Below are 24859 nucleotides of genomic sequence, written 5' to 3'. Positions count from 1 at the left end.
CTTCAGTTTGGTACATCTTCTGCATTCCAGAGTAAGTACAGTGTCAGCATTCGGATCTGAGCGTCACTCAAACGTCCGTCCCACGCCGGCATCACCCCCCGTCGGCCAAAATGGATGCTGTGATAGATGGCGTCCCGGTCGCCCCCATAGATCCAACTTTCATCGCCCAAATCTGGCGCGCCGATCTCGTAGCCCCCGCGGCCGTCATCTCCGTGGCAGGCCGCGCAGTTTTCTTCAAAAACCAATTTACCGGCTTCGGCCGCCGTCGCATCATGCTGCTGTCCAGAGAGGAACAAGACAAATTCCGTGACTTCCTCAACCTGTTGATTTTCGATCATGCCATCCGCACCAAAGGCAAGCATCTGTGCGATCCGTGTATCGTCATGCTGCGCATTGATTCCATATCGAATGGTCGCCTCTATCTCTTCCGGCGTGCCTGACCATAGCCAATGACGGTCCACCAGGTTGGGAAAGCCAGCCTGCCCTTTCAGATCATTCCGGTGACAAGCCGCACAGTTGTCGGCGTAAAGCTTGGAAATCGACCCGCCATATCGCGCCTCAAGCGTCGGATCGGCGGCCAGTTTCTCGATATCCCCGGACGCGAAAGGCGCGAATGTCATTTCTCGACTCGCATCCGCCTGTTGAAGTGCCGTCGCAACTTCTGCACGCGAGGAATAGCCAAGCATCCCCTTCGCGTAGTAACGCACACTCGGGAAAGATGGGTAAAACACCCAATACAGCGCTGCTATGATGATACTGATCCAAAGCGCCCATCGGGCAGCCCAGGGAACAGGTGTATCCAACTCTTTGATACCGTCCCATTCGTGGCCAGTCAGATCGGTGCCGGAAACGGGATCCTTTTCCTTCATCGACATGGCTGATCCTCCCGGCTGTCGAGTGGGGATTGGGCGGCATCGTCGTAAACCTTCCGGCGCGAGGGCCAATAGGTCCAAACAGCTGCAGCTAAAAAGACGGCCAGCAGGTAGATTGCGCCCCAAGTCTTGGAGAATACGAGAACCGTATCATGTGTCATCGCTGAACCTCCTCAAGGTTTAACGAATCCAGATCGGCCAATGTGCCAAGAAGCTGAAGATAGGCTACAAGGGCATCCATTTCCGTCAGCCTGCCCGGTTGCCCGTCATAATCCCGAACCTGAACGTTTTCACCGTAACTTGCCTGCAACTCTCCTTCAAAGTACTGCTCAGCATCCGCCTGCCATGCGGCGTCCTTTTCGGCGTTTTCGATCTGGGTGTCCGTATAGGGCACACCAGCCCGGCTGAGGGCTTTCAGCGAGGCAGGTAAATGTCCAGTCGCAAGACGCGTCTCGGACAAATACGCATATCCCGGCATGATTGACCCCTCGACGAGGTCTCGCGGCGCCTCCAAATGCGCCACATGCCATGCGTCAGAGTATTTGCCACCAATGCGCGCCAAGTCCGGCCCTGTACGTTTCGAGCCCCATTGAAACGGATGGTCATACATGCTTTCGGCAGCCAGACTGTAATGTCCATAGCGTTCGATGTCCGACCGCAGGGTGCGGATCATCTGGCTGTGGCAGGCATAGCAGCCCTCGCGTACATAGATATCGCGCCCGGCAAGTTCCAGCGGCGTGTAGGGCCGCATGCCTTCGACCTTTTCCACTGTGTTTTCGATCGTGAACAACGGCGCGATTTCGACAATGCCACCGATCGATGCAACCATCAGGATTGCCATTGCAAACCCAAGTGAATGGCGTTCGAGTTTTTGGTGCTGAGTGCTCATTGGGACTTACTCCGCTGGCAGCTGGACCAATGGTCCGGCTTCCCGGGTTTGGGCCTTCTTCGGCCCACTTACAGTCATGTAAATATTGTATGCACCGATGCAGGCTCCGATCAGATACAACAGCCCCCCAATCGCGCGGGCGACATAGTAAGGATGCATCGCGATCACACTGTCGAGGAAGGAATAGAGGAAAGCGCCGTCCGCATCATAGGTCTGCCACATCAGCGATTGCGTGATGCCGCTGTTCCACATCGCGCCGACGTAAATCAGCGTTCCGCTCAGGGCGAGCCAGAAGTGCCAGGCCTCCAGCCGCAAGGAATATACGCCGTCCCGCTTCCATATCCAGGGCACCAGTTTGTACAAGGCACCAAAGGTGATGAAAGCGACCCAACCCAACGCGCCGGCATGAACGTGCCCAACCGTCCAGTCGGTATAGTGGCTTAGCGAGTTTACCGGGCGGATCGCCATGAACGAACCTTCAAATGTCGACAGCCCATAGAACAGAATTGCGACCATCATGAACCGGACCGCCGGGTCCGTCCGGACTTTATCCCAAGCCCCGTTGATCGTAAGGATGCCGTTGAACACTGAGGCCCAGCTGGGAACCAGCAAAATGATCGACATGGTCATACCAAGGTACTGAACCCAATCAGGCAGGGCAGTATAATGCAGGTGATGCGATCCGGCCCAGAGGTACAGAAATGTGATCCCCCAGAACCCCACAATCGACATGCGGTAGGAATAGATCGGTCGGTTCACAGCTTTGGGCAGGAAGTAATAGAGCATCCCCAGGAACCCTGCCGTAAGCAGGAATCCAACCGCGTTATGCCCGTACCACCACTGCGTCATGGCGTCCTGCGTCCCCGAAAAAAGCGAGTAGCTTTTGGGGTAAGCGATGGAGACGGGGACCGAGAGGTTGTTCACCGTATGCAGCATCGCGATGACGACGATGAAAGCCAGATAGTACCAGTTGGCCACATAGATATGCGGCTCTGCCCGACGCGAAAGGGTCTTTAGGTAAAGCGCGAGGTACCCTACCCATACAACCAGCAACAAAAGATCCGCGTACCATTCCGGTTCCGCATATTCCTTGGATTGGGTAATCCCCAAGGGGTAGCCGGTCGCCGCAAGGACCATGAAAAGGTTATAGCCCCAAAACACCATCCAAGGCAGCGATTCACTGGCCAGTCTTGCCCGCGAGGTGCGCTGCACCACGTAGAACGAAGTTGCGATAAGGGCATTGCCGCCAAATCCGAAGATTACCGCAGACGTGTGTACCGGACGCAACCGGCCAAAGTTCGACCAGAAAATATCCCCGTTCAATGCCGGAAAGGCCAGTTGCCAAGCTAGAATGTCTCCGACGGTAAAACCAACCAAGGCCCAAAATAGAGCAGCTATGACACCGAAACGCGTGACCTTGTCATTATACTCAAGCGGGATGTCCCGGATTTCTTCACTCATTCGGGTGATCATCCAGATCAACCCCCAACCGGCGAAGATGGCGATCATCCAGCCATGCAGCACATAGGCGATAGGTACACCCCAACCAAGAATGGCCACTCCGCCGATCAGAACAATGGCAAGAGCACACAGGACCAAAACGTTTTCGACAGTATTGTTATTCAGCATCTGGCCGCTCCTGCCGGTGGAAACGCACTTCCAATGCGACCTCTCCCATGGGGTTCACAGAGTGAGTTTCCTGGGGCGCAAAGACCGCCGTATCACCCGCAGCCAACACCAAGTCATCTTTGTTGTCCCGGCGCAGCAAAAGCTGGCCAGATTGCACCGCCAATTGGCCCCAGACACCGGCTTTCGTGCTGTGATCCTTGCGCAATTTTTCTGGCAGAGTGTCGTGCGTGAATTGCGAAGTCGCATAGTGCACCACGCCTTCTGGAAGGGCTTCTGTCATTGTGCGTCTCCATGGAAAAGCTCTGCATAGGCATGCCAGGTTGAATATCCCAGCAAAGGGAAAACTACGGCCAGCCCTAGCAGGCCCGTTAAAATCCCCAACAAAGTCAGCGCGGTAATCGCACTGCCCCAATACAGGCAAAGACGAAAATTGTGAGTGGTGGCATTAAAACTCAGCCCCATGGCTGAGAAGCCATCAATCTTGCGGTCTACAAGCATCGGAAGCGAAAAGGCTGAGACAGCGAACCCCAACGATGCAAACAATCCGCCGATCAAAGATCCAGAGACTAATAAAGCCCAGCCGGACGGTGTGCTGATCATCAGCAGTAGAGTGTCAGCGAAGCCTGAGAACGGGCGCAGACCATAAACAATGGCGAACATGACTGTCGCGGCACGTATCCAAGTCAGGGCAAACACCATGAGGATCGCGCCGACCAGAGCAATCTGCCCCTTAGCGACGGCGGGTCCAGTGTCACCGCTGGCGATCGAATACAAACCAACGGTGGCAATGGGTCCAACAAGCACGCCACCAGCCAAAAGTGGCAGCAGAACCCAACCTTGACCGCTAAACACAAGACCCGCGACACATGCCCATCCCAACAGAACAAGCGCAATGCCGTAACATATCGAATACTCAAGGTTCGCTCTAAAATCGCGCCATCCCGCTCGCAACCAACGTTTCACGACTTGGATTGGCGGCTCGGTAATGACCTGCGCTTTTGAATATACCGATATGGTCATGACAACTCCGGCGGGGCACCCACCTCGCGACGAAAGTTCTCGATCCCAAAGGTCAAACCTTTACCGATCCGGTTGGTCAAATGAGTAAAAGCTTGAGCGGTATCTGGCTGCAGAACCTGATGTGCCGTTTCGCCAAACAGATCGAGCCACAAGGGAAAATGCTCGGGAAGGATGTCTGAATTCGCCAGATGAGCCTGCATTGGATTTCCGGAATACCCGGGCTCCCTGAGGATCGCGCCGCGCCAGAACGAAGCGATCTTTTCTTCGTGCGCTTTCCAATCCTGAATGGCCTCATTGAACACGGGCCCCAATACAGGATGCACCCTTATCTGCGCGTAAAACCGGCAAACCAATATCTCAATTTCCTCAGCGGAAATTTCAAACATCTGTGGTTTGGCAACCATCGCAGCTGTCATCAGAATCTACTCCATTTCGGGCTCCCGTTTTCTGCCCCCTTTAATAGGTATTGTCAATACCTATTAAGTGGAGACACTGGTACCCACAGATATTCAACCCGCCTCTCAGACGGATCGTCTTGCCGCAGATTCCGCGTAAGCTCCACTTCGCAGGGAAAAAACATCATCCAGGGGTGCCCTAACTCCTTCAGGCATCCGGGTTGGGTCGAACACCTTTTTGGTGCTTTCAGAACGATCATCAGGTAGCTCAACCTGAATTGTCCCAAGATCAACCATGGTATGTGTCCCACTCCAAGGCACAGTCGGATCAGACACATTGTCAGCGGCGTTCGCGATCACCAACTTCAACGACCAACGGGCGGGACCATCGCAGAGCTTTTCCAGGAACCTGTCATGAAGGAAATCATCCGAGAGGGTTTCCACCTCTTCCTTGCTCAATGCCAAACGCCCACCCTCCGGCTCCAGCAGAATTCGGGCAGAGATTTCCCTTCCACTCCAATCAAACCGATAAGCATGACCAGAGTGGTATTGTTCAGACGAATAACAACGGCAGGGCGCAACAGACTTCAGATATTGTTGGTGTGGCACCGTGTTGGGGTTTGCCTCATTAAAGGCTTCTACCAACTTCGGATCCGGGGCACCGGTGTCCGGATCAGGAATACGAGCGGCAAGAAAAGCCCGGAATTGTGCAGCAGAGTTGGCAAAGAAAACCGGGTTCGAAATTAACGTCAGAACCCAAGAGTCTGATCCTTTTCCGATCTCCAGCCCAATCCCGCGCACCGTAGGGCTTTTGTCACTGATGCCCGGTTTTCCACCCCCAACGGAGAAGCGCGCCGTAGCCTTGCATTCATTGTTCAACATCGGGATTTGAACTCTCGGCTCCTCCGCAGCAGGACAGAAACGCCCCTGTGCTGCAAACCCCTTTGCGTGTGACGCGCGATAGCCATTGTGACGGCCAAACGTTCCATTCAATGCGTCGATCAGTTTTACTGCCTGTGACATGACGTCCTCCTTGATCAGTTATCGAACAGGCCGGGAAACCCTCTTTGAGATGGCTTTATTGCCCATGCATTTTGCTCATTGAGAATTCGTATTTCCGGCAGCGCAGAGCATCACAGGAAATCGATTGATCCGCTGATTCAGTGAATCCGAAGTTATTCTTTTTCAGACAGCCGTTTTCCCACACCATGTGCGTAGATCAACGATCGTGCTTTCAACATGGGATCATTGGATGGCGCAAAGCCTTCGCTCAAGATCAGCGGGTCAAAGTTGATCTCGTCACACTGCCCGTCAGCCTCAGTCATCGCAGCATTCGCTGTGAAACGCGCAGCAACGATTTCTGTGTGATCGCCGGTCCACTGAACAGAGGGATCTTCGACATTGTCATCAGCGTTAGCCAGAACGATAACCATGTCCCAGGACACGCCCCCGTTGGCGATATTGGCCTGCATGTTTTCAATGAAGAAGTCGGGGTGAGTGTCAACAACGATATCCTCCTGCCCCGATGGGCGGAAATAGAATCGCATCGCAGTTTCTTGACCCCCGTCATTTACAAGGAGGAAAGAATTCACGCTGTAGTAGGTTGTACCCTCATGGGGTCGAAGCGATTTATCCAACGCGCCATGATACTCGCTGTAAGTCTTCAATGAAGGATTAGCGGCAGCAAACGCCTTGGTTGCGTCCGCTCCAGCAGCCTTGGAACGCAAAAGTTCGATGAACGCTTTGCTCGTCGGCACCGGAAAGAAGTGTTCCGTGTTCATGGCAATCACGTGCAGGTCATCATCCGGCGTCGTGATCTCCATCGATAGCCCAAGTAGCCCGTATTTGTCGTCTGCTGGATTCGCCTTACCACCCTTGTGGGACACCCGAGCAATAACCGAAGATTCACTAGTGAACAAAGTGCTGTTGGAGTACGTTTCAATCGTCTCGTCTAAGGGTGTAAGCGTGCCCTCAACGCAAAATCCTTTGGTGTGATTGCGGCGTTTACCTTCAGTCACACCAAACAAGTCTTCGAAGGCAGCGAAACCCTTCTCAAAGTCAAAGTCACCTTCTGCGACGGCAGGTGTCGCCACCACAGAAATGCCAATAGCTATAATGCTGCGTCTGATCATTACATCCTCCATTTTCATTTATTTGCTAGCAAATATTTAGCTTCCTAATTATTTGCAAGTAAAAACTTCAGATGCTAAAAGGTGCCCGAAATCAAAAATGAAAGTCGCCATCGTGCCCAAGACGAAAAAGCCTGAGACCGACGAAGATGTTCGGCTAGACAATCAGTTGTGTTTTGCGGTCTACGCGGCCTCGCACAAGATAGAGCAGCTTTACCAGATACTTCTGAAAGCCCAGGGACTAACTTACACCCAGTATTTGGTCTTGATGGCATTGTCCGAAGAGGATGGTGTCTCCATTTCCACTTTGGCAAAACGGCTTGACGTATCCGGAGCGACAATGACGCCGTTGTTGCGGCGCCTTGAGGAAAAAGATCTGTTACGGCGTGAGACGCGGGACGGGAACGAGCGCCAGAAGATTGTCACTCTAACTGAAACAGGACGCAGCATCTGGATAAAAAGCTGCGGGATATCATCTGAAGTCTTTTCCCAAATTGGCCTTACTCAACATGAGGCAGACGACATCATCCGAATTTGCAAGAAGATCGCCAGCAAGTAATCCGTTATCGAAGTGCGAAAGACATCACAGATTTTCTCTAAAATTCTCCAGGTATTTATCCAGGACTTCCAAGCAAGCATTCGCTCTTTGCCATGTTCGCCACAAGACTGATCGCTAGATCTTTAAGCTCACAGAACGATTGCGGACCTGCGATGAGCCCTTACCAGACCTTGATCACACCTCGGTCTTTCGCTCATGCAGCAGGTCGCGAACGCGTACAAAGTTGCCGTTCATTTGTCTTGACGATGTCAACCGCAGCATAGCGTGTTAGTTGTCAGCAATGAACCAACTAACCTCAGCCAAGCGGAAGGCCATACCCTATGCCCTTGCGGTCGTTGGTGTGCTTTTTGCATCCATCTGTTTTGGCCTTGTACCCTATTTTAGCCGTGGGCTCACCGATCAGGGTCTCGCTCCCTATGCGGTTGCCTTTTATCGGTACATCTTGGCAGCGGTTGTCCTTTTGCCCGCACTTGTAATGCATCACTCAAAGTGGCGAGAAATCGTCTGGGGTATGGTTGCGGGCGCAGTGATGGGTCTTGGCTGGGTCGGCTATGTTACTGCTCTTGAGACTGTTCCTGCATCGACGGTTGGCGTACTCTACATGACCTATCCGGTGTTTACGATTGCCATCGCATGGGCGCTTTTTGGTGATCAACCAACGCGGCGCAGCTTTGTTGCGGCTGGATTGATCGTCGCTGCTGCGATATTCGCAGGTTCTCCGGCATCTGTGCCACCGGACCAAATTCCAATCCTTCTCGTCTCATTAGCGGCACCTTTCGGTTTTGGCTTCGGCATATGTGTTCTCGTGCACCGCCTGTCACGTATTGCGCCTTTAGCCAGAATGGCGTCAGTCTCGCTTGGGTCGGTCATTGGCCTTGCCCCTCTCATTCTTTCATCCGAGGTCGGCGAAATTCTACCAGAAGGTGGGGACGACTGGGTTCTAGTTGTCGGGTTGGGCCTTGTGACGGCGCTAATTCCGCAACTGATTTACACGATCTGTTCGCCTATTATTGGGGCAGCGCGCACTGCTGTAGTCGGAAGTATTGAACTACCCACGATGTTTGCTGTTGGCGTTCTTGCATTCGGTGAAGTAATCACGGGTACACAGGCGCTGGCCTGCGCGCTGGTTTTGGGCGCGATAGCTCTCACTCAAAGTCGCTCAACTCGAACTGTGACGACCGTGATCAGCAAGGAGCCTGAGAGGTAGCTTTGGTCTCGTTGCCGACTTTCTCTATGGAGAGTTTGGACAAGCAGATAGAGCCCTTAGCCGCCGTTCCCGACCATTTGATAGCCGTAGCCGCACTCGGCCGGTTTGGTCGGGAAGTTGCCGGTTCCAAGGAATTGTCAGTGCAATCTGCCACGCACCAGGTAGGCTTCAATTGTGTCACCACCGAGGGCGCGAATGGCCTCTAATCGGTGCAGACCTTCGATCAACACGAACCTCTTGCTGTCGGCGCGCAATTGGATCGGGGTCTTCTGACCGTTCTTCAATATATCTTCGGCAAGCGTCAGAACTTTATTCTGATCAAGTGTTTTTGCACGTTTTACAGGTACGTAGATCAATTCCAGCGGGTATGGTCTTTTCTCTAGCATAAACTACTTGTGCAACCTTTCGAGCTTTTGGTCAGATTCGGAATCCCGTTCGACAGCGGGCGCTGGTACGTACATCAAAGTTCCGAACGAACAGCGCCGCGCAGTTCCTCATGCATGATCCAAGTTGCTGGTTCATCGTCATTTTCAATATGAGAAAACGCCAGTATCTGAGCAGCGCCATCATTCTCTTCCGATCCGGTTTCGGGAAGATCGAGATCAAGGTATTCAGCGATTAACAGCCCCACTTTTTTGAAGGACTTAAGGGATGCCCCGCGCGATTTGTGGCCTGCTGCCTGAGAGAGCTGGCCAACAGTCAGACCTTCCTTTCCTGCGATTGACAGCGCTCTGAGCATCGTAACCTGCGCCGGTGTAAACCGGACTTGGCGCAATGCTTCTGTGTATTCTCTTTCGCTGGGAACATGAGTCCCGGAGTTTCCTTCCAGACGGCGTTGACCGCTGCGTTTCCGGTCACGTTCTTCAAGAATTTCCTTTAACGCCTCGATAGCCATTGCCGGTGTTTCGCCAACTGCGTCAGCAATCATGGTTTGTGTTTTAGCCGGTGGCTTGGGGAACGCCCGTGCAACGCTGTTGCCGCTTAGAAGGCCGGCTTTTATCAGGTATTTTCCGAACTCTTCTTCAATAACTCCGGATACGTCTGCATTTCGCGACTCTCGAACACTGCGGTCCTGAAATTCTCGCTGCTCCATACCAAGAACTGACGTCCTTGCGCTCTGAAGACTGACTTGAGGGGTTCGATTGCGCATCAGAAAAACACTACAAAGACAACCGCCGCTACAAAAACTACTGACGCGATAAAAAATTTGGTGCCGTAAGTTAAGCGGCGAACCCTTTCAGCATTGAGCCTTTTGCCCAGATTTTCGTCAATCGAGTCTAGAGTCACAGTTTGATCCGTCCTACTCTGTCAGGGCGACGGTGAATTTCAACGGCCCATTGTCACGGCAAGTTTTCAGCACATGTATCATTCTGACGTTTAAAGGGTTGATTGCATTCCCACCCATCACCTCTTCGATTCAAATGAGCATTTGATGGGACGATGATTGCAATGCACGTGTTTCGACTTGCGCGGAAACCACGCTCGCATTTCCACCCAGAATAGGTGTCAGACGCAAGGTATGCGTGATCCGGAATGGCTACAGGCTCGCAACGACTCTCTACTGATCTAAATCCTCTGAGGCACACCCAGCCATCCTTGCTGTTTTTGTCGGTTAGGTGGCCGTTTCGGGGGACATCTATTGTAACACAATCCAGGCCATCTTTGCGAAATCCCCAGTTGCAATGTGTTTCCTGCACGCCAAATCGGGTTTCAACGAATCCGTTTTCCGGCGCAATCACTTCTTCACATTCCTCTCCGACACGCCGGAACAACCGATTGCATTTCCAGCGGTCTCCCGTAGAAACGAGGTAGGCATTATCAGGAACTTCTATTTCCTCACAAATGCCCCCGACGCCCCGGAAACCATGGTTGCACTCCCAGCCTTGGCCATAGGAGTTGCCTGTCGAATATGCGTTTTCAGGTACGTTTTCTTTTAGGCACGATCCGCCCCTGTTTTCGTAACCTTCGTCACAAACCGATCCGCCAGAATTTCCTGCCAATTGAGAGGTTGCAGGCGCGACCTGAGCTGAAAGCTGCGTTCCCGAAATCAACACGAAAAATGTCAAGATCAAACACGAAACATCGCGCGTACGTTTGATTGAAGTCAGGTTAAAGCGGTGCCTGGGGTCGGGCCTATCGGGCATCAGACACGCAGTTTATGAGCCAAGTATTGTTCATGTTTTGCCTTCTTTCATGTGTCGTTCGTCGTCTGAAAAACATCAGGAAACAACTGCGAACGTTTGCGAGTAACGAGTTCGTTTCGAACACCCCAGCGGAACCCGTTCCTAAGCTGGGGTACATGCTACAGCTATTTTGAAGGCCATTGGATCGTCGAAGTCGGCAGCATTGCGACGACGAGTGATTTTCACCAATGCACTCTTGTGGTTCTTACCCAGCATAAAGTCAAGGAAGTTCCCTGCGCCACAAAGCCCGCTGATGCGCACAAAGCGGACGTAGATTGATGCCTAGGCTGCAAACGCGGCGAATGGCAGCTAAGTGGCCACAATTACTTTTTGAAGTTTGACAGAAGGGTTCGATCGCAAATAGCGGTAAGCCCTCTTTCCCATCACCTTCCTTTCGTGGGCCAGCGGGATTTGGACAAGCCAAACGCCCTTGGCCGTCAGGGTGAGGGCGCGGCCCTCCCCCTCGGGCAACGCTATTAGACAGGACCGTGTCCTCGGCTATGCCTGCGGGCCGCACCACCCCTATCGAATAGCATTGCCTCGCCCCCTCCCGCGTTCGCCACGTGGCAGATCGGCAGAAACAGGCAGCTTCGCTGTCTGATCTGCAAATCAGCCCAGATTTTCCAAAAGGGAAGCCAGATCAAACGAAACCCTCTGCGGGAGAATTAAAATGGGAATTTTGGGTCAGTTTAAGACGCAGAGGCCAAAATCAATTGATGTCCAACATCGGGGGTGCCTTCCGAAGTCGAACGTTCACCCCGTTTCTGGTCCAACTGTGACGGTTGGGTCAGGTTCGTGTGACGTTCAACAGGAAATGTCAGGCGACACATAGTTTTGCCATTCGGTGACATCTAAATCTTTGATTTTTAATTTCCCTTAAAAAGCACGACGCACGAGTCTTGCCATTTGCGACTCAAAGGTTTTCCATCAAGCTGAAGCCATCGCACAGCGGCAATTGCCCTTCTGTTTAACCGATACTGGCAAAAGCCGTATGCATAGGCGGATCGCACACTCTAAATTGCTTTAGGTTGCAACGTGCGAAACATCCCTGTCTGGCGAATAGATGTCGAGGATGTTCCAATGTCCGGTCGTTGGTGTCGGGTTGTTGATCATTGGCACATCGAGCACGGTTGGCTTGCCACTGGCGATTGCCGCTTCCAGTGCGGGCAACAGTTCGTCGGCAGCGCTGAGTCTGTGCCCTTCCACGCCGTAGGCTCGCGCTATGTCGGCATAGCCCGGTCCGTTTACGGGTGCGGCGGCTGATCCGGGGAAAGTTGTTCCATAGGTCAGACCGTAATGCGCTTTTTGAAGGCCGGCGATAGTTCCGAAGGCGTTGTTGTTCATAACCAGCCAGATGATGCCCAGATCAAGTTCGACGGCCGTTGCCAGCATCGAAGGATTCTGACCGAAACCACCATCGCCAACCAGGCTGATCACCACACGATCGGGTGCCGCCAGTTTCGCGCCGATCGCACCCGGAGGGCCAAAACCCATCGTGGCAAAACCACCCGGGGTCAGGATTGAGCCAGGGGTCAGGATATCGAACTGTTGTCCGACACCGTTCTTGTTCCATCCAACGTCCGTGGTGATGATGGCATCCTCGGGCAGTGCCTTGCGGGTATCTGCCAGAATACGCTCGGGCATCATCGGAAAGGCTGGTGAGGTCGCCATTTCCACGTTGCGCGCTTTGAAATCCGTCCGGAATTCAGCGATCTTCTGTTCCAGCGCGGGGCGGTTGAAACCGTCCGGATACATCTCGCGGGCAACCCGGTTGAGGACGCGCAAAACGGCCTTGGCGTCGGCAACGACGCCGATCTCGGTGGGATAGTTGCGGCCGATCTCTTGCGGTTCAATGTCGATGTGAATGACCTTGGAACCGGGAATGTTGAACGTATAACCAGGATACCAACTGGAGCAATCGGCCTCTTTGAACCGAGTGCCCACAGCAAAGATGTAGTCCGCCTTGAGGCAGGACTGATTGACCAATTCAGTACCCCAAAACCCAGTCATTCCCAGTACCAGCGGATGGTCGTCCCGAAGCGCGCCTTTACCCATCAGGGAATGTGCGACGGGCAACCCCATATGCTCCACGAACCTGCGCAACTCTTCGCTGGCCTGTGCCAGAAGGATACCACCGCCGACATAGGCGACCGGGTTTTCGGCCTGTACCAGTGTCTCAATGATTTCACGCGCCGTTTCATCGTCTATCGACGGTTTCCTGAGCGCCCGCGTGTTGTCGCGGATACGGTCGAAACTGTCCGACGGGATCACCTCGGAGAAGATATCCATGGGTACGTTGACCAACACGGGGCCAGGCTGACCGCTTTCAGCCAGATGGAACGCCTTTTCAAGAATCTCGGCCATTAAATCTGCGCGGTCGACCCGCCAGGCGCGTTTTACGAAGGGTCGATAGATCTCCCACTGAGCGGCATCTGCATGCAGGTTCACTTCCTGATGAGGATGTTTGCCGTAGTAATGCGTAGGAATATCGCCCGCGATCACCACCATAGGGATACAATCCAGTGCGGCGTTGGCGACCCCGGTGGCGCAATTGGTCAGCCCCGGGGAGAGATGGGACAACACCACCGAGGCCTTGCCCGTCACGCGGGCATATGCGTCCGCCGCGTGGCTGGCGATTTGTTCATGACGCACCGTTACAAAATCAATTGGGCTTTCCGCCAATGCAGCTAAAACCGCGATATTGGTATGGCCGCATAGGCCGAACACATGCTTCACCTCACGGCGTTCAAGGAAGTCGACAATGTGCTCAGCTACGGTTTTTCCGTCCAGTTTCGCTCCGTCCATCACGCGACCTCCTGCCCGAAGAACTCACCGAACAGGTCCGGCTCCGAGGGGCGATCCTCGGGGATCGGACGGCTGACCCAGGTGTAGTTCATCATGTGTTTCATGGTGACGTTTTCATTGGTGATGTTGCCGCCCCAGATGCCGCAACCCAGGCTGCTGGTCATGGGCATCCCATTGGTCCAGGCACCTGCGTTGGCCTTGGATTGTGGCTGTCGCACCATCATGCGGCTGACCGGAGCCAGACGCGCCAACCGGTCAATGTGATCGTCATTGTGGCTGTAAATGCCGCAGGAATGGCCCTTGCCCCCGGTGTTGTAAATCTGGCTGACCGTTTCCAGCGCGTCATCAAATGTGTCGAAGTGATATAGAGCCATCAGTGTGGTCAGTTTTTCCCTGGAGAACTTGTGCTGCGGCCCGATTTGCCCCTGATTTTCGACCATCAGGAATTTGCGATCTTCGGCGATCGAGAAACCGGCGACCTTGGCCGTTTGCTGAGGCGGACAGGCGATAGTCGGGAAGGTACGGTTGCCCTTCTCATCCCACATGGCCGCTTCGAGCATTGCCTTCTCTTCGTCCGAACACAGGTAACCGCCTTCGGCTTGAAGTGCCTTGACCATATCGTCGTAAACCGAGCGCTGGATGATGATGTTGCCGTCCGCCGAACAGCCTGACCCAAAGTCGGAGGTCTTTGAAATACGTGTGTTTTGAGCGGCGACATCCAGATCGGCTGTCTCATCGATGACGATGGAAGAATTGCCCGCGCCGACGCCATAAGCCGGACGTCCCGAGCTGTAGGCTGCTTTGACCATGGGCTTGCCACCCGTCGCCAGCGTCAGGTCACAAATCTCCATCAGATGTTGCGTTAATGGGATCGACGGTTTGCGAATGGATTGAAACAAGTCCTCGGGGGCACCGGCAGCACGACAAGCTGCGCGCATGACCTCGACCATTTCAAAGGTGGTATGGGCGGTTCGCGGATGTGGACTGAAGATGACCGAATTCCGGGCGTTGGCGGCGGATACGCCGGTCACCGGTGGTGTCATCGCTGGGTTAGTCATGGGGATCAGTGACGCGATCACACCGGCAGGTTTGGCATATTTCACCAGTCCTTTTTCCTCATCCACTTCGACGATACCGGTCGATGGAGTGCGCAGGACGTCACGCAGTACCATGTGAATCTTGAATCTCTTCGCTGGACGCCCTTCGCGATCTCCGATGCCGCTCTCGTCCACGCCTTGCTGGGCCAGACGCGTGAAAGTTTTCTCGTTCCCAGCATACCACGCAATGGCCTGAGACAGGCGGTCCAGCCTGTCCTGATCCCAATCCTCGATCTCGGCCATGGCAGCGCGGGCGCGTGCCAGCATATCGGCCGCCATGTTGCGGTCGTTTTCAGTGAGCTCTTTGCCCATGGTGATCCTCTTGGTGTTTTAGAAATGCAGCATCAGGCGTGCGGCGCTGTGACCGCGCTTCGCCGAATGTTCGCTTGGCGTGGCTGAGACAGCGACGCGCGTGTTCTTCATATCCCAACTCGGCAACGCGGCTTTGGTTGGGCAGTTCAATAGAATAGTCGACGGGCGGCATCCGTTCGATGATGCCGTTGAAATCGATCCAACCTTCGCCTGGGTACAACCTCGCATCGCGGGCCAGTTGGATCATGCCCTCGCGCGTATCGGCGATGCCGGGCAGGCAATCAGAGATATGCAAGAAGTGAAACAACTCCGAGGGGACGTGCAGAAGCTCTCCGAGATCCACGCGGCTGAGGTGCAGATAAAGCGTATCGACCAGAATACCGCCATTCGGCTGATCAGAGGCGCGGACAATATCCAGCGCCTCATCCAGAGTGCGCAAGCGAGAGAAGCTTGGGAACTCCAGATCCACCGTCAGCCCATAGGGCACGGCCAGTTTGCAGGTCTCTGAATAGACGTCGATCAGAAAATCACGATCATCACGGGTATTGGTCCACGCGCTCATGATCATGCGCTTGGCACCCAGTTCTCCGCCGATCTCCAGAGAAGGCTCAAAGCTGCGCGGATCGACATCTTCAGTGATGCGCGCAAGCTCGACATCAAGGACCTTCAAGCCGGTGGTAGAGAGAGCAGTTTTGGTGGCCTGGACCTGCGCCTTGTCGATTGGAGATTGAGTGAATTCACCGGGCACATGCATCGGAATGAACCGAGGACTGACAGCATCGTAACCGGCCCGCGCGGCGATATAGACCAACTCGGGCGGCGTGCAGCCGATCAGCGTCAGATGCGCCAAGGAATAGAGAGAGGGGCTTGCGCCAGCCTCTTCGGGTTTCACCATGAACGACAGCTCCAAGCGTCTGCGAATCTCATTTTCATCACACGTAATAAAAAATATCTGATATTTTTTAAAATATCAACTTTTAATACTAAGCAGAAAACGAAAACGCCCGGGCAATGGCCCGGGCGTGTTTAACCTTCGTTTTGGCAAAGCTTTAGATAGTGACCCAGTCGCCTCCGGACTGGTGAGAGCGTACAGAGGCATCAATGAATCGGACACCGTCTGCGCCTTGTTCGACACTGGGATAAGCAAGCCAATCGGCCGGAACTGTAACGCCATCCCGACGCGCAGCTACGGCCATGGCAAATTCCGTATAGAGGTTGGCCCAAGCTTCGATAATCCCTTCAGGGAAGCCACGCGCGGTACGGACCAGACGTTCCGCGCCGGGGCCAATGCCGTGCCCGTGACCTCGGCTGATGATACGATCCGGCTCACCGAACCGATTGAACTTCAGCTGTTCCGAATTCTCCAAGCCCCACTCAAGACCGCCTTCGCTCCCGAACATCCGCAACCGCAACCCACCCCGATTTCCGGGGGCAAGGCGTGTTGCCATCAAGGTTCCGGGGACTTCATTTTGGTAACGGGTGAACATGAAAACTGTGTCTTCCAAAGGCTTTGGCGCACCGCAGACATGAAACTCGGCCCTCACGTCGGTCATCGGCACGCCCGAGACAAAACTGGCAAGATGCGCGGCATGCGTGCCTATATCGCCGACACAACTGGTCGGGCCTGAAATCTTGGGGTCCAGCCGCCACTTTACATGAGGCGCATCAGCAACATCATCGGGCGTCATCCAGTCTTGCATGAACTCGACGTGGATTTGGTTGATTTTACCTATGCCGCCTTCCGCCACGATTTGTTTGGCCTGACGGATCACCGGAAAACACGACATCGCATAGCCGACGGCAAAGACCTGCCCCGTGCGCGCGGCGATCTCCTCAAGCCCCTCGGCCTCGGCAACTTCGTTGGTCAGGGGCTTGTCGCACAGTACATCAATGCCTGCCTCCAGAAACGCTTTGGCCGCGTCGAAATGGACGTGGTTCGGGGTAGTGATCATGACCGCATCCACGCCATCCGGGCGCGCCGCCTCAGCCCGCGCCATTTCGTCGAAGGACGCATAACACCTGTCTGACGACAGGAACCACTGAGCCCCACGCGCTTTGCTGCGCGCGGCGTCAGAACTGAGCGCTCCTGCGGTGACCTCCCACCGGTCGGTCATCCGCGCGGCCGTTGCCTGCGTGACAGAGATACGTCCACCGCCGACGACGCCCAGCCTCAAACGGCGAGAAAAGCGGGGGAAAGGGCCGTCAAAGTTCAGGTCTTCGGGTAAAAGTCTCTCAGCCATTCTGAACCTCCATTTCCGGGGCCCGTACGCCTTCTGGCAGCATTTCCACCGCCATGAAGATGCTGGGGGTAATCGTCTCGTATTGATGCCAGGGATAGTTGCCTTCAGCGTCATACATCGGCTTGTGCGTCGTGCCGGGGGCCATGAATTCTTCGAGGTAAAGGGTTTCAACGTCCCGTTCGCGGCATTGCTGCATTTTGCCAAAGCCTACGATTTGCGTATGCACTTCGCGAAACCCCGGTACCGGGCAGAACGGATGATCCTTGTGCAATCCAACATTCAGCGGCACCGAGCCCGAGTGATACATGGTCAGTCCGACGTTACCCACGAAGACCTTTGGTGACATGTAGTGGCTGACGCCACGCAGACGCTCCTCTTGGCGAACATCAAAAGCAGATGGCCATGTATTTTTCACCCATGCAAACAACTCGTTGTCATCGGCATGGGCGTCGAAACCGTGGACAATTATTGCGCGTTCCACGTTTTGGATGGTGCTGTTCTGTACGATCACAGACGAAAGTGGCGCAACGATCTGATCCTCGACCGAGAAGTCCCTCCCCCCAAGGCTCAGAACAATGGCGCGGCCCTCGACAGATAATCGGTCTTCATTGGTGATGTGCTGGACACGAAAGAACGGCTGGGCAAAGTCGAGTGTCTCAATCGGCATGGACCAGCTCCTTCCTCTCAGTGTTCAGGAAATCGACCGGTAGAGGCGCCGGGGCCACGCAACGGCTTTCTATTGTCTGATAGGCGCCAAATTTCGGCGCCCGTTCAATCGCGTCCATGACCTCGAAAACGTGGTAGGCAAGCGCTCCACTTGCACGGGATTGGCGTCCTTCTTGTGCCGCCAGGGCCAGATCCAAAAGGCCGAGCCCGCGGCTGTCTTCATTAAACCCATGTTTGTTCTCGACCACCTGCCAGTCTTCGCGACCGGCTGGACGGGGCTGATAAGACCAGCGCGAGGTGTCTCGCGTCTTCAACCAGACATCCCCCTGAAAGACATTGGCACCATGAACCGGGTCAGGGTCAGGGATGCTGATGGTTCCGTTTTCACCATAGATTTCGAACCGTGGGGTTTCGCTGTCCCAAATGTCGAAGCTCATGGTCATCGACCCTATAGCTCCGGATGAGAACTGCAGCAGGCTCAGGGAGTGCGTGTCGACCTCGACATCCATCCATTCGCCGTTGCGCGGGCCGTTTTCGATCATACGCTCCTCAAAGGTCCGCCGTGCCATTCCAGCGACCCGGTCAATTGGTCCAAGACAGCAGATCATCGCGGTCAGGTAGTATGGGCCAAGGTCCAGCAAGGGCCCGCCACCGGCCTGGTAGTAGAAATCCGGGTTGGGATGGTGGCGCTCCGTCCCGTGGGTCCCGACATGGGCAAAAACCCCTGTCGGTTTGCCAATAGCACCCTCGTCGATCAAGCGCCGAACGGTCTGCCAGCGACCGCCCAGAAACGTGTCGGGTGCGCAGCCGACCAGTAACCCCTTTTCAGAGGCCATGTGCAGGATCGCCTTACCATCCGTTCGATTCATAACCAGTGGCTTCTCGGAATAGACGTGTTTGCCCGCCTCCAACGCGCGTAAACTGATTTCCGCATGCGCCGCCGGAATTGTCAGATTCAGAACGCAGTCGATCGTCGGATCGTCAAACACTTCATCTGGCGTGCAGGCCTTGGCGACACCGTATTGATCCGCTTTGGCGCGGCTTTCCAAAGGATCAAGGCTTGCACAAGCCACGACTTCGACGCTGGAGAATTTAGATAGTGTTTTTAAATAGATATCGCTGATACGACCACAGCCGATAAGGCCGACCCGGAAGGATTTCGGTGTCTCACGTGTCATCATTCCTGTCTTCGTAGAGGGGCAAGTAATTTGGGGGCATGGGCCCTTTGTTCCGACCACCCTGGTTCATCTGTTCCCAAGCATGGGCGAGTATTCCAACCGAGCGGGACAAGCAGAATAGCCCCCGCGACAAGGGCGCAGGAAAGCCAAGCTCGCAGAAGATCACAGCTGTCGCGCCATCAATATTCATGGCAATCGGTCGACCTCCGCGTTGACGGGCAAGTTCGGCCTGAACCTCTTCGCCAATGTCGGCAAACCGGCCTGAAACTGTGCCTTCCTTTGCCGCATTTCGAACTAGTTGCATAAGCCGGGGTGCACGTGGGTCGGTGGGCTTGTGGAACCTGTGACCAAAGCCCGAAACGATCTTGCCGTAGGTCTCACGCCAGCTGTCCAAGCCATCCCGAACAGCGTCATTCAGTGAAGCTCCCGCATCCATGCGGGCCGCGATATCATAGTACAGCTCTGCGCACTGCTCTCCTGCCCCACCATGCACGTCGCCCAGCATGTTCACCGCAGTCGCCATCGCATTATTGAGACCCACCCCGCAGGTGGCGGCCATACGCGCAGCCGCGATCGAGGGAGCCTGTGGACCGTGATCCACGCCTGCGACCAAAGCGGCCTCGAACAGGCGCGCTTGCGCGTCGCTGGGCAAACCGCCCCGTACCATCAGCCAGATCATTTGCGGGAAAGATACGTTCCCGATCAGGTCCTCTATGGCATTGCCACGAAAAGCGATCTTTCCGGGTTTCATGTCGACGATGGATGTGCGCCACCATTGGCGAACGGCGCGCTCATCCATTGTCATGTTTTCATCCAGCACGGTCATTGAGTTTGCACCTCTTTCACGGTCTGGATTTTGCTTTGCGCGGCGAGGCGAATGGGTGCGTTACGCGCGCCATAACCGGCATAGCCCATGCGGCGTTCAACAATTTCGAAGAAGAAGCCGTTAAAGATGGGGCGGCTGTATATCTGAAAATACTCGGCACCTGCTGCCCGATCGTAGAGAATGTTGCCTCGGCGCAGTTGGGCGATCAAATCGTCATCCAATCCGAAAGTCGCTTGCAGATCAGCGTAGTAGTTTTCTGGGATGGACAGGCTGGGAAAGCCGGAGTTGAGCAATTGGTCTGAAGTTTCAAATATATCGTCAGACTGGAAGGCGATGTGCTGAACACCAGCCCCAAAGCCATCTTCAAGGAACGAAGCGGCCAGAGTTCGGCGACCAACTGCCCCGTTCAGGTTCAGGCGCACTTCGCCTTCGGGGCTTTCGATGGCCTGGCTTTGCACGACGCCGGACGGGTCGGCCACATTCACGATAGGCGACTTCTCCATCTCAAAAGTCGAGATGTAATACAGTAGCCAGCTTTGCATTTCATCGTGGCTCATCGTCTGTGCCAGATGGTCGATACGGCGCAAACCGGCGGGCTGGGTCGCTTTGGTTTTTGCTACCGGCTCAAATTCGATATCCCAAACCCGATGCAGATCGGATTTCTCATCAATGAAATGGACGACATTGCCGCCGACACCACGGATGGCCGGAATATCCAGCTCTCCTGTTCCCACGGGCTGCGAGAAATTCGGAGCGCCCAACGCGGTCGCACGCTGGACCGTCTGATCCGCATCTTTGACACGCAACCCCATGTCACAAACCGAGGGGCCGTGGCCCAGGAACGCCGACTGGGCAAAACCGTCCTTTTCGGTATTCACTACGATGTTGATAGCCCCCTGCCGCCACAGCTCGACGGACTTGCTGACGTGCTTTCGCTCCATTCGAAAACACATTGCTGACAGCATGTCTGCCAATTGGGTCCCACTCGTTTCGTCGGCTGTAAACTCAACGAATTCGAAGCCTGAGGCGTAAACGCGTTCAGGCAATTTCGGGATATCAAAGTTCGTTCCGGGCTCGGTCCGCGACACCTCGTCCAAGAGGTTCACCAGCGACCTATAGCTGTCTCGGGCAAGTGTGCGGCCACCGGGTTGAGGAGCTGCTTCGTTGACGCGCGCAATAGACCAAGGCCCCTTGTACCCGGCGCGGGACAACACCCGCACGAAACCTGCAAGGTTCAGCGATCCGAGCCCTGGCAGAAGCCCAAAGTGCCGTTTGAGCCGACGTATATCCATCTCAAGCCGGGGTGCATCGGACAGTTGCACATGGAACAGCCGCTCTCCGGGAATGTCCCGAAGGCGGGCGGGTTTGGACCCGTCGGCAAGCGAGAAGAATGAGTTCAAGGCCAACCCCAAATGAGGGCTGTCGATGGCTTCAACGACGCCTAACGCCTGCTCATCCGAGTGAACAAGATCCGACCATGGCAAGCCCATATAGGCCAGACGCAACCCCATCTCTTGCGCGATCTTGGCCGCCTCGCCAAGGTCCGCGATTACCTGTTCTTCGGTTGCAGCGGCATCGACCTCGTAAGCAGACCCGATTAGCAGTAATTCTGTTCCCAACTCGCTCATCAGGTCGAGTTTGCGCTTTAGCCGAGCAAAAGCGCGCTGCCGACCGCTGCCGGATTGACCTTCGAGGTTATGGAAGGGTTGCAGCAGGCAAATCTTCAGGCCGAGGTCTGATGCAATATTCCGGATTTGCGATGGCGGCCCATCAAAAGCGGTCAAATCCGGTTCGTGTAGTTCGACACCCCCGAATCCTGCGTCAGCGATAGCACTCAGCTTTTCAGCCAGATCACCGGGGATCGACGTTGTCGAAACCGAAAGGCACATTATCCCTGATATCCAAACATACGCGGCAACCACAGGACCAGATCAGGCATCAGCATCATGATCACCAAGGCGAAGATGAGAACCGCGAGGAAGGCCCAGATTTCCGAGATGATTTCGCGCAGCGGAATATCCGTCACGGCGTTGATCACAAAGAGTAGAATGCCATAGGGCGGCGTGATCAGACCGATCATCGAGTTCACGACGACCAGCACTCCGAAATGCACCAGATCAATCCCAAGCGCTTCGCAGGTTGGAATGAACAGAGGCACGATCACAAGAATGATCGTTGTCGCGTCCAACACGCAACCCAGCGCGAGGATCAGCAGGTTAACCAGGATCAGGAAAACAATCGGACTAACATCTGAACCCTCCAGCAGTGCCGAGATCGACTGTGGAATCTGTTCCTGAATGACGATGAAGTTCAGAATGAACGCGCCACCAATGACCACCCCGACGGCGGCGGAAGAGCGCGCGCTGTCGACGAACACTTGATAAAGACCACGGAAGGTTAGTGCGCGGTAGAACAGCGCTGCCAGTAGCAGGGCGTAGAATGCAGCAACTGCGGCGGCCTCTGTCGGAGTAGTGACGCCGCCATATATGCCGTACAGCAGAATTGCGGGCATCAGCAGTGCCGGGAACGCGTTGGCGGTTTTAGCCGGCAACTCGCGCAACGGAACAGGTTCTTCCAATGCAAAGTTCCGCTTTCCAGCCAGATAGTAGTTCATCGCCATTAGAACGACACCCATGATCAGGCCCGGCAGAATGCCAGCAAGGAACAGCGACCCGATAGAGGCCTTTGAGACCAGCGCATACAGAACCATCGGGATCGAAGGCGGAATAATCGGGCCGATCGTCGCCGAAGCCGCCGTGATTGCGGCTGCATAACCTCGGCTGTAGCGGCCATCCTTGGTCATCATTTCAATGATTATCTTGCCGATCCCTGCAGCATCCGCGACGGCTGAGCCGGACATGCCGGAGAAAATCAACGACGCCACAACATTGACGTGCCCAAGACCACCCTTGAAACGCCCGACCGCCGCGACGCAAAAGTTCAGCAACCGGTCTGTGATCGATCCCGCGTTCATGATATTGGCGGCAACGATGAACAAAGGCACGGCAAGCAGGATCGTGCTTTTGTAGAAACCCTGCAGGATTTTTTCACCCGCCAGTGCAACGTCCAGACCGGCGACACCCAGATACATAAGTGACGCCAGCAGGATGGAATACCCGATAGGAGTCCCGATGCCTGCCAGAACAAAGAGTGTGAGCAGGCAGGAAAGAAGTTCGAAACTCATTTGCTTGCGTCCTCGTCGTCTTCCACATCAACACGGGGATGTTCGTCGACCACGTTGTATCCCACGACCATTTCAAGTTCGGTTTTTGGTGGGCCGTTGCGCATGATGTCAAAAAACAGCCATGCATACCGCGCCGCTACGACCAGCATGAACACGGCATAGATCGAGAACACGGTGCGCAGCGGTATCTTCTCACCCGAAAAGGGATTACGTACCGTCGCGGTTTTGCGGATTTTCATCCAGTCGATGTAGTCCCAAGTCGGTAGGAAACTATAGAGCATCCCGACCACGATTGCCGCGGCCGCCAGCATCGCAAATACCTGGCGCACCCGCATCGGTACCGAAAGGTAGATGATGTCGAACTTTACGTGATCCCGCTCGCGCACGATGAAAGCGCAGCTGAAAAAGATCACCCAGACCCAAAGGATGCCGATCAGTTCTAGCGTCCATCCGGCAGGGGTGAAGAAATAGCGCAATAGAATTTGCAGAAGGAAGATCAGGAAGATTGCCGCCAGCATCCCGCCGGCAATCGCTTCGGTCAATCGGGAGAACCCCTTTATGAAGCCTTTCATTGTGGTTCTCCCTCCCTTGTGTAGATGAACTTAGTTGCCCAGAGCGTTGATCTGCTCCAGAACGCCATCCGGCCATGATCCGGCGAACTCGCTTTCCAGATACATGGTCTGTACCTGATCGCGGAACGCCGCGAGGTCGGGTTCATAGACCTCCATGCCCTGCTCTTTCAGGAAGCTGACAAGGTCCTCTTCTTTCTGAAGCTGCTTCTGGCGCCCCGATTCAGCCGCTGCGTCTGCAGCCTCCTGAACCTTTGCTTGCTGTTCCGGTGTCAGCCCGTCCCAAACCTCTTTGCCGATGGCGATATAATTCAGGTCGACCAGATGCGATGTCAGGACGATCTGATTGGTCACTTCGTAGAACTTGGCATCAACCACAGTCGGCAATGGGTTGTCCTGACCGTCAACGGCACCGGTCGACAGCGCGGTATAAACCTCGGAGAAGGCCATTGGTGTCGGTGCGGCACCCAGCGCTTTGCCAAGGAACTGCCACGCATCGGTGCCCGGCATCCGCAGGTTCACGCCGTCCAGATCGGCCGGAGTTGTGACCGTCAACTCATCCTTGGGCTGACGCAGGTTCACCTGACGACGGCCCAGATACATGACCGACAGCAGTTTGACGCCCAGTTCTTCTTCGGCCTTTTGCTTGAAGGCATCCATCAAGGGATCGTTGAAGACAGCCACCTGATGCGCGGCGTCCTGGTGGACATAGCCTGCGGTAAAGATCGAAAACTCGGGGAAGAACTGTGCCAGCTCCTGCGCCGAGGTGATCGACATCTCCAGATTGCCGCGACTGATAGCGTCCAGCTCAGTGCCTTGCGCGAAGATCGTGCCGTTATAGCTGGGCTCATAACTTGCGAAATCGGCGACCATGGGCGCGAAAACCTCGGCCATGGCAACCGAACGCTGGTCGGTCTCCGATCCTGATGTTGCGAGGCGAAGTTGCACTTTGTCTTCCGCCAGCGCACCACTTGTTGCGCTAAACAGAACACCGGTTGCAACCAGGGCTGACACAGCAGCCCGGCGGGTAAGTTTGGTAATCACTTTGCTCCTCCCTGAGACATCATGATGCATTTTTCCGATTCTGAGTTTTGACCTA

General features: G+C 54.9%; 24 protein-coding genes. 2 read left to right on the top strand and 22 right to left on the bottom strand.

Annotated elements, in window-relative coordinates; translation table 11 throughout:
* Nucleotides 1-2: 2 nt before the first annotated feature.
* From ccoP to ACR0LY_RS18580, 9 genes are all read right to left on the bottom strand, one after another.
* Entirely contained in the window at nt 3-875 is an 873-nt protein-coding gene (gene ccoP / locus ACR0LY_RS18620) for a cytochrome-c oxidase, cbb3-type subunit III (protein WP_170351574.1), read from the bottom strand.
* Nucleotides 866-1033 carry a cbb3-type cytochrome c oxidase subunit 3 gene (locus tag ACR0LY_RS18615; RefSeq protein ID WP_170351576.1) on the bottom strand — a complete coding sequence of 56 codons (168 nt, stop codon included), beginning with the start codon at nt 1031-1033 and terminating at the stop codon, nt 866-868. Before ACR0LY_RS18615 ends, ccoP begins: the two co-directional genes overlap by 10 nt.
* A complete protein-coding gene (gene ccoO / locus ACR0LY_RS18610) occupies nt 1030-1761 on the bottom strand; it encodes a cytochrome-c oxidase, cbb3-type subunit II (protein WP_170351578.1) in 732 nt (243 codons plus the stop codon). The genes ACR0LY_RS18615 and ccoO overlap by 4 nt, the downstream gene beginning before the upstream one ends.
* Before the next feature lie 6 nt (nt 1762-1767).
* The gene (gene ccoN / locus ACR0LY_RS18605; protein WP_170351580.1) at nt 1768-3390 is read right to left on the bottom strand and encodes a cytochrome-c oxidase, cbb3-type subunit I; all 1623 of its coding nucleotides are present in this window, start codon (nt 3388-3390) and stop codon (nt 1768-1770) included.
* Complete coding sequence (locus ACR0LY_RS18600; protein WP_170351582.1) at nt 3380-3670, bottom strand: TehB family protein; 291 nt, start codon at nt 3668-3670, stop codon at nt 3380-3382. The genes ccoN and ACR0LY_RS18600 overlap by 11 nt, the downstream gene beginning before the upstream one ends.
* Nucleotides 3667-4410: a DUF2189 domain-containing protein gene (locus ACR0LY_RS18595; RefSeq protein ID WP_170351584.1), complete on the bottom strand. Its 744-nt coding sequence runs from the start codon at nt 4408-4410 to the stop codon at nt 3667-3669. Before ACR0LY_RS18595 ends, ACR0LY_RS18600 begins: the two co-directional genes overlap by 4 nt.
* Complete coding sequence (locus tag ACR0LY_RS18590) at nt 4407-4826, bottom strand: group III truncated hemoglobin (protein ID WP_170351586.1); 420 nt, start codon at nt 4824-4826, stop codon at nt 4407-4409. Before ACR0LY_RS18590 ends, ACR0LY_RS18595 begins: the two co-directional genes overlap by 4 nt.
* A gap of 105 nt (nt 4827-4931) precedes the next feature.
* Nucleotides 4932-5828, bottom strand: coding sequence for a catalase (locus ACR0LY_RS18585; protein WP_170351588.1), 897 nt, complete (start codon nt 5826-5828; stop codon nt 4932-4934).
* Nucleotides 5829-5980: 152 nt separating this feature from the next.
* Complete coding sequence (locus ACR0LY_RS18580; protein WP_174820559.1) at nt 5981-6937, bottom strand: catalase; 957 nt, start codon at nt 6935-6937, stop codon at nt 5981-5983.
* A gap of 97 nt (nt 6938-7034) precedes the next feature.
* On the opposite strand from ACR0LY_RS18580, the gene ACR0LY_RS18575 reads away from it, so the two are divergent.
* Nucleotides 7035-7493, top strand: a complete 459-nt coding sequence (locus ACR0LY_RS18575) for a MarR family winged helix-turn-helix transcriptional regulator (RefSeq protein WP_170351589.1) — start codon at nt 7035-7037, stop codon at nt 7491-7493.
* A 280-nt stretch (nt 7494-7773) separates the two neighbouring features.
* Nucleotides 7774-8700 (top strand): DMT family transporter, encoded by a 927-nt coding sequence (locus tag ACR0LY_RS18570; RefSeq protein ID WP_170351591.1) that lies wholly within the window; start codon nt 7774-7776, stop codon nt 8698-8700.
* Between the two features lie 137 nt (nt 8701-8837).
* Here the strand turns inward: ACR0LY_RS18570 and ACR0LY_RS18565 are convergent, their stop codons facing one another.
* The 13 genes from ACR0LY_RS18565 to dctP form a co-directional block, all read right to left on the bottom strand.
* Complete coding sequence (locus ACR0LY_RS18565) at nt 8838-9086, bottom strand: ParB N-terminal domain-containing protein (protein WP_170351593.1); 249 nt, start codon at nt 9084-9086, stop codon at nt 8838-8840.
* A 74-nt stretch (nt 9087-9160) separates the two neighbouring features.
* Nucleotides 9161-9793 (bottom strand): hypothetical protein, encoded by a 633-nt coding sequence (locus ACR0LY_RS18560; RefSeq protein ID WP_170351595.1) that lies wholly within the window; start codon nt 9791-9793, stop codon nt 9161-9163.
* Nucleotides 9794-11906: 2113 nt separating this feature from the next.
* Nucleotides 11907-13688: a thiamine pyrophosphate-binding protein gene (locus ACR0LY_RS18555; protein WP_170351597.1), complete on the bottom strand. Its 1782-nt coding sequence runs from the start codon at nt 13686-13688 to the stop codon at nt 11907-11909.
* The gene (locus ACR0LY_RS18550; protein WP_170351599.1) at nt 13688-15097 is read right to left on the bottom strand and encodes an aldehyde dehydrogenase family protein; all 1410 of its coding nucleotides are present in this window, start codon (nt 15095-15097) and stop codon (nt 13688-13690) included. Before ACR0LY_RS18550 ends, ACR0LY_RS18555 begins: the two co-directional genes overlap by 1 nt.
* On the bottom strand, nt 15078-15992 hold the full coding sequence (locus ACR0LY_RS18545; RefSeq protein ID WP_170351601.1) for a sugar phosphate isomerase/epimerase family protein: 915 nt from the start codon (nt 15990-15992) through the stop codon (nt 15078-15080). Before ACR0LY_RS18545 ends, ACR0LY_RS18550 begins: the two co-directional genes overlap by 20 nt.
* 154 nt (nt 15993-16146) lie before the next feature.
* Nucleotides 16147-17337, bottom strand: a complete 1191-nt coding sequence (locus ACR0LY_RS18540) for a Gfo/Idh/MocA family protein (protein WP_170351604.1) — start codon at nt 17335-17337, stop codon at nt 16147-16149.
* Complete coding sequence (locus ACR0LY_RS18535; protein ID WP_170351606.1) at nt 17330-18004, bottom strand: hypothetical protein; 675 nt, start codon at nt 18002-18004, stop codon at nt 17330-17332. The genes ACR0LY_RS18540 and ACR0LY_RS18535 overlap by 8 nt, the downstream gene beginning before the upstream one ends.
* Nucleotides 17994-19181 (bottom strand): Gfo/Idh/MocA family protein, encoded by a 1188-nt coding sequence (locus tag ACR0LY_RS18530; RefSeq protein ID WP_480641227.1) that lies wholly within the window; start codon nt 19179-19181, stop codon nt 17994-17996. Before ACR0LY_RS18530 ends, ACR0LY_RS18535 begins: the two co-directional genes overlap by 11 nt.
* Entirely contained in the window at nt 19171-20007 is an 837-nt protein-coding gene (locus ACR0LY_RS18525) for a citryl-CoA lyase (protein ID WP_254440267.1), read from the bottom strand. Before ACR0LY_RS18525 ends, ACR0LY_RS18530 begins: the two co-directional genes overlap by 11 nt.
* Entirely contained in the window at nt 20004-21896 is a 1893-nt protein-coding gene (locus ACR0LY_RS18520) for a bifunctional sugar phosphate isomerase/epimerase/4-hydroxyphenylpyruvate dioxygenase family protein (RefSeq protein WP_170351609.1), read from the bottom strand. Before ACR0LY_RS18520 ends, ACR0LY_RS18525 begins: the two co-directional genes overlap by 4 nt.
* Nucleotides 21896-23191, bottom strand: coding sequence for a TRAP transporter large permease (locus tag ACR0LY_RS18515; protein ID WP_074736095.1), 1296 nt, complete (start codon nt 23189-23191; stop codon nt 21896-21898). Before ACR0LY_RS18515 ends, ACR0LY_RS18520 begins: the two co-directional genes overlap by 1 nt.
* Nucleotides 23188-23763 carry a TRAP transporter small permease gene (locus ACR0LY_RS18510; RefSeq protein ID WP_170351611.1) on the bottom strand — a complete coding sequence of 192 codons (576 nt, stop codon included), beginning with the start codon at nt 23761-23763 and terminating at the stop codon, nt 23188-23190. The genes ACR0LY_RS18515 and ACR0LY_RS18510 overlap by 4 nt, the downstream gene beginning before the upstream one ends.
* A gap of 30 nt (nt 23764-23793) precedes the next feature.
* Nucleotides 23794-24804, bottom strand: coding sequence for a TRAP transporter substrate-binding protein DctP (gene dctP, locus ACR0LY_RS18505; protein WP_170351613.1), 1011 nt, complete (start codon nt 24802-24804; stop codon nt 23794-23796).
* Nucleotides 24805-24859: the final 55 nt, after the last annotated feature.

The organism is Ruegeria sp. BC5 (assembly GCF_056539205.1).
The sequence above is the reverse complement of the archived record's forward strand: the minus strand, read 5'-3'. Positions and strand labels throughout refer to the sequence as shown.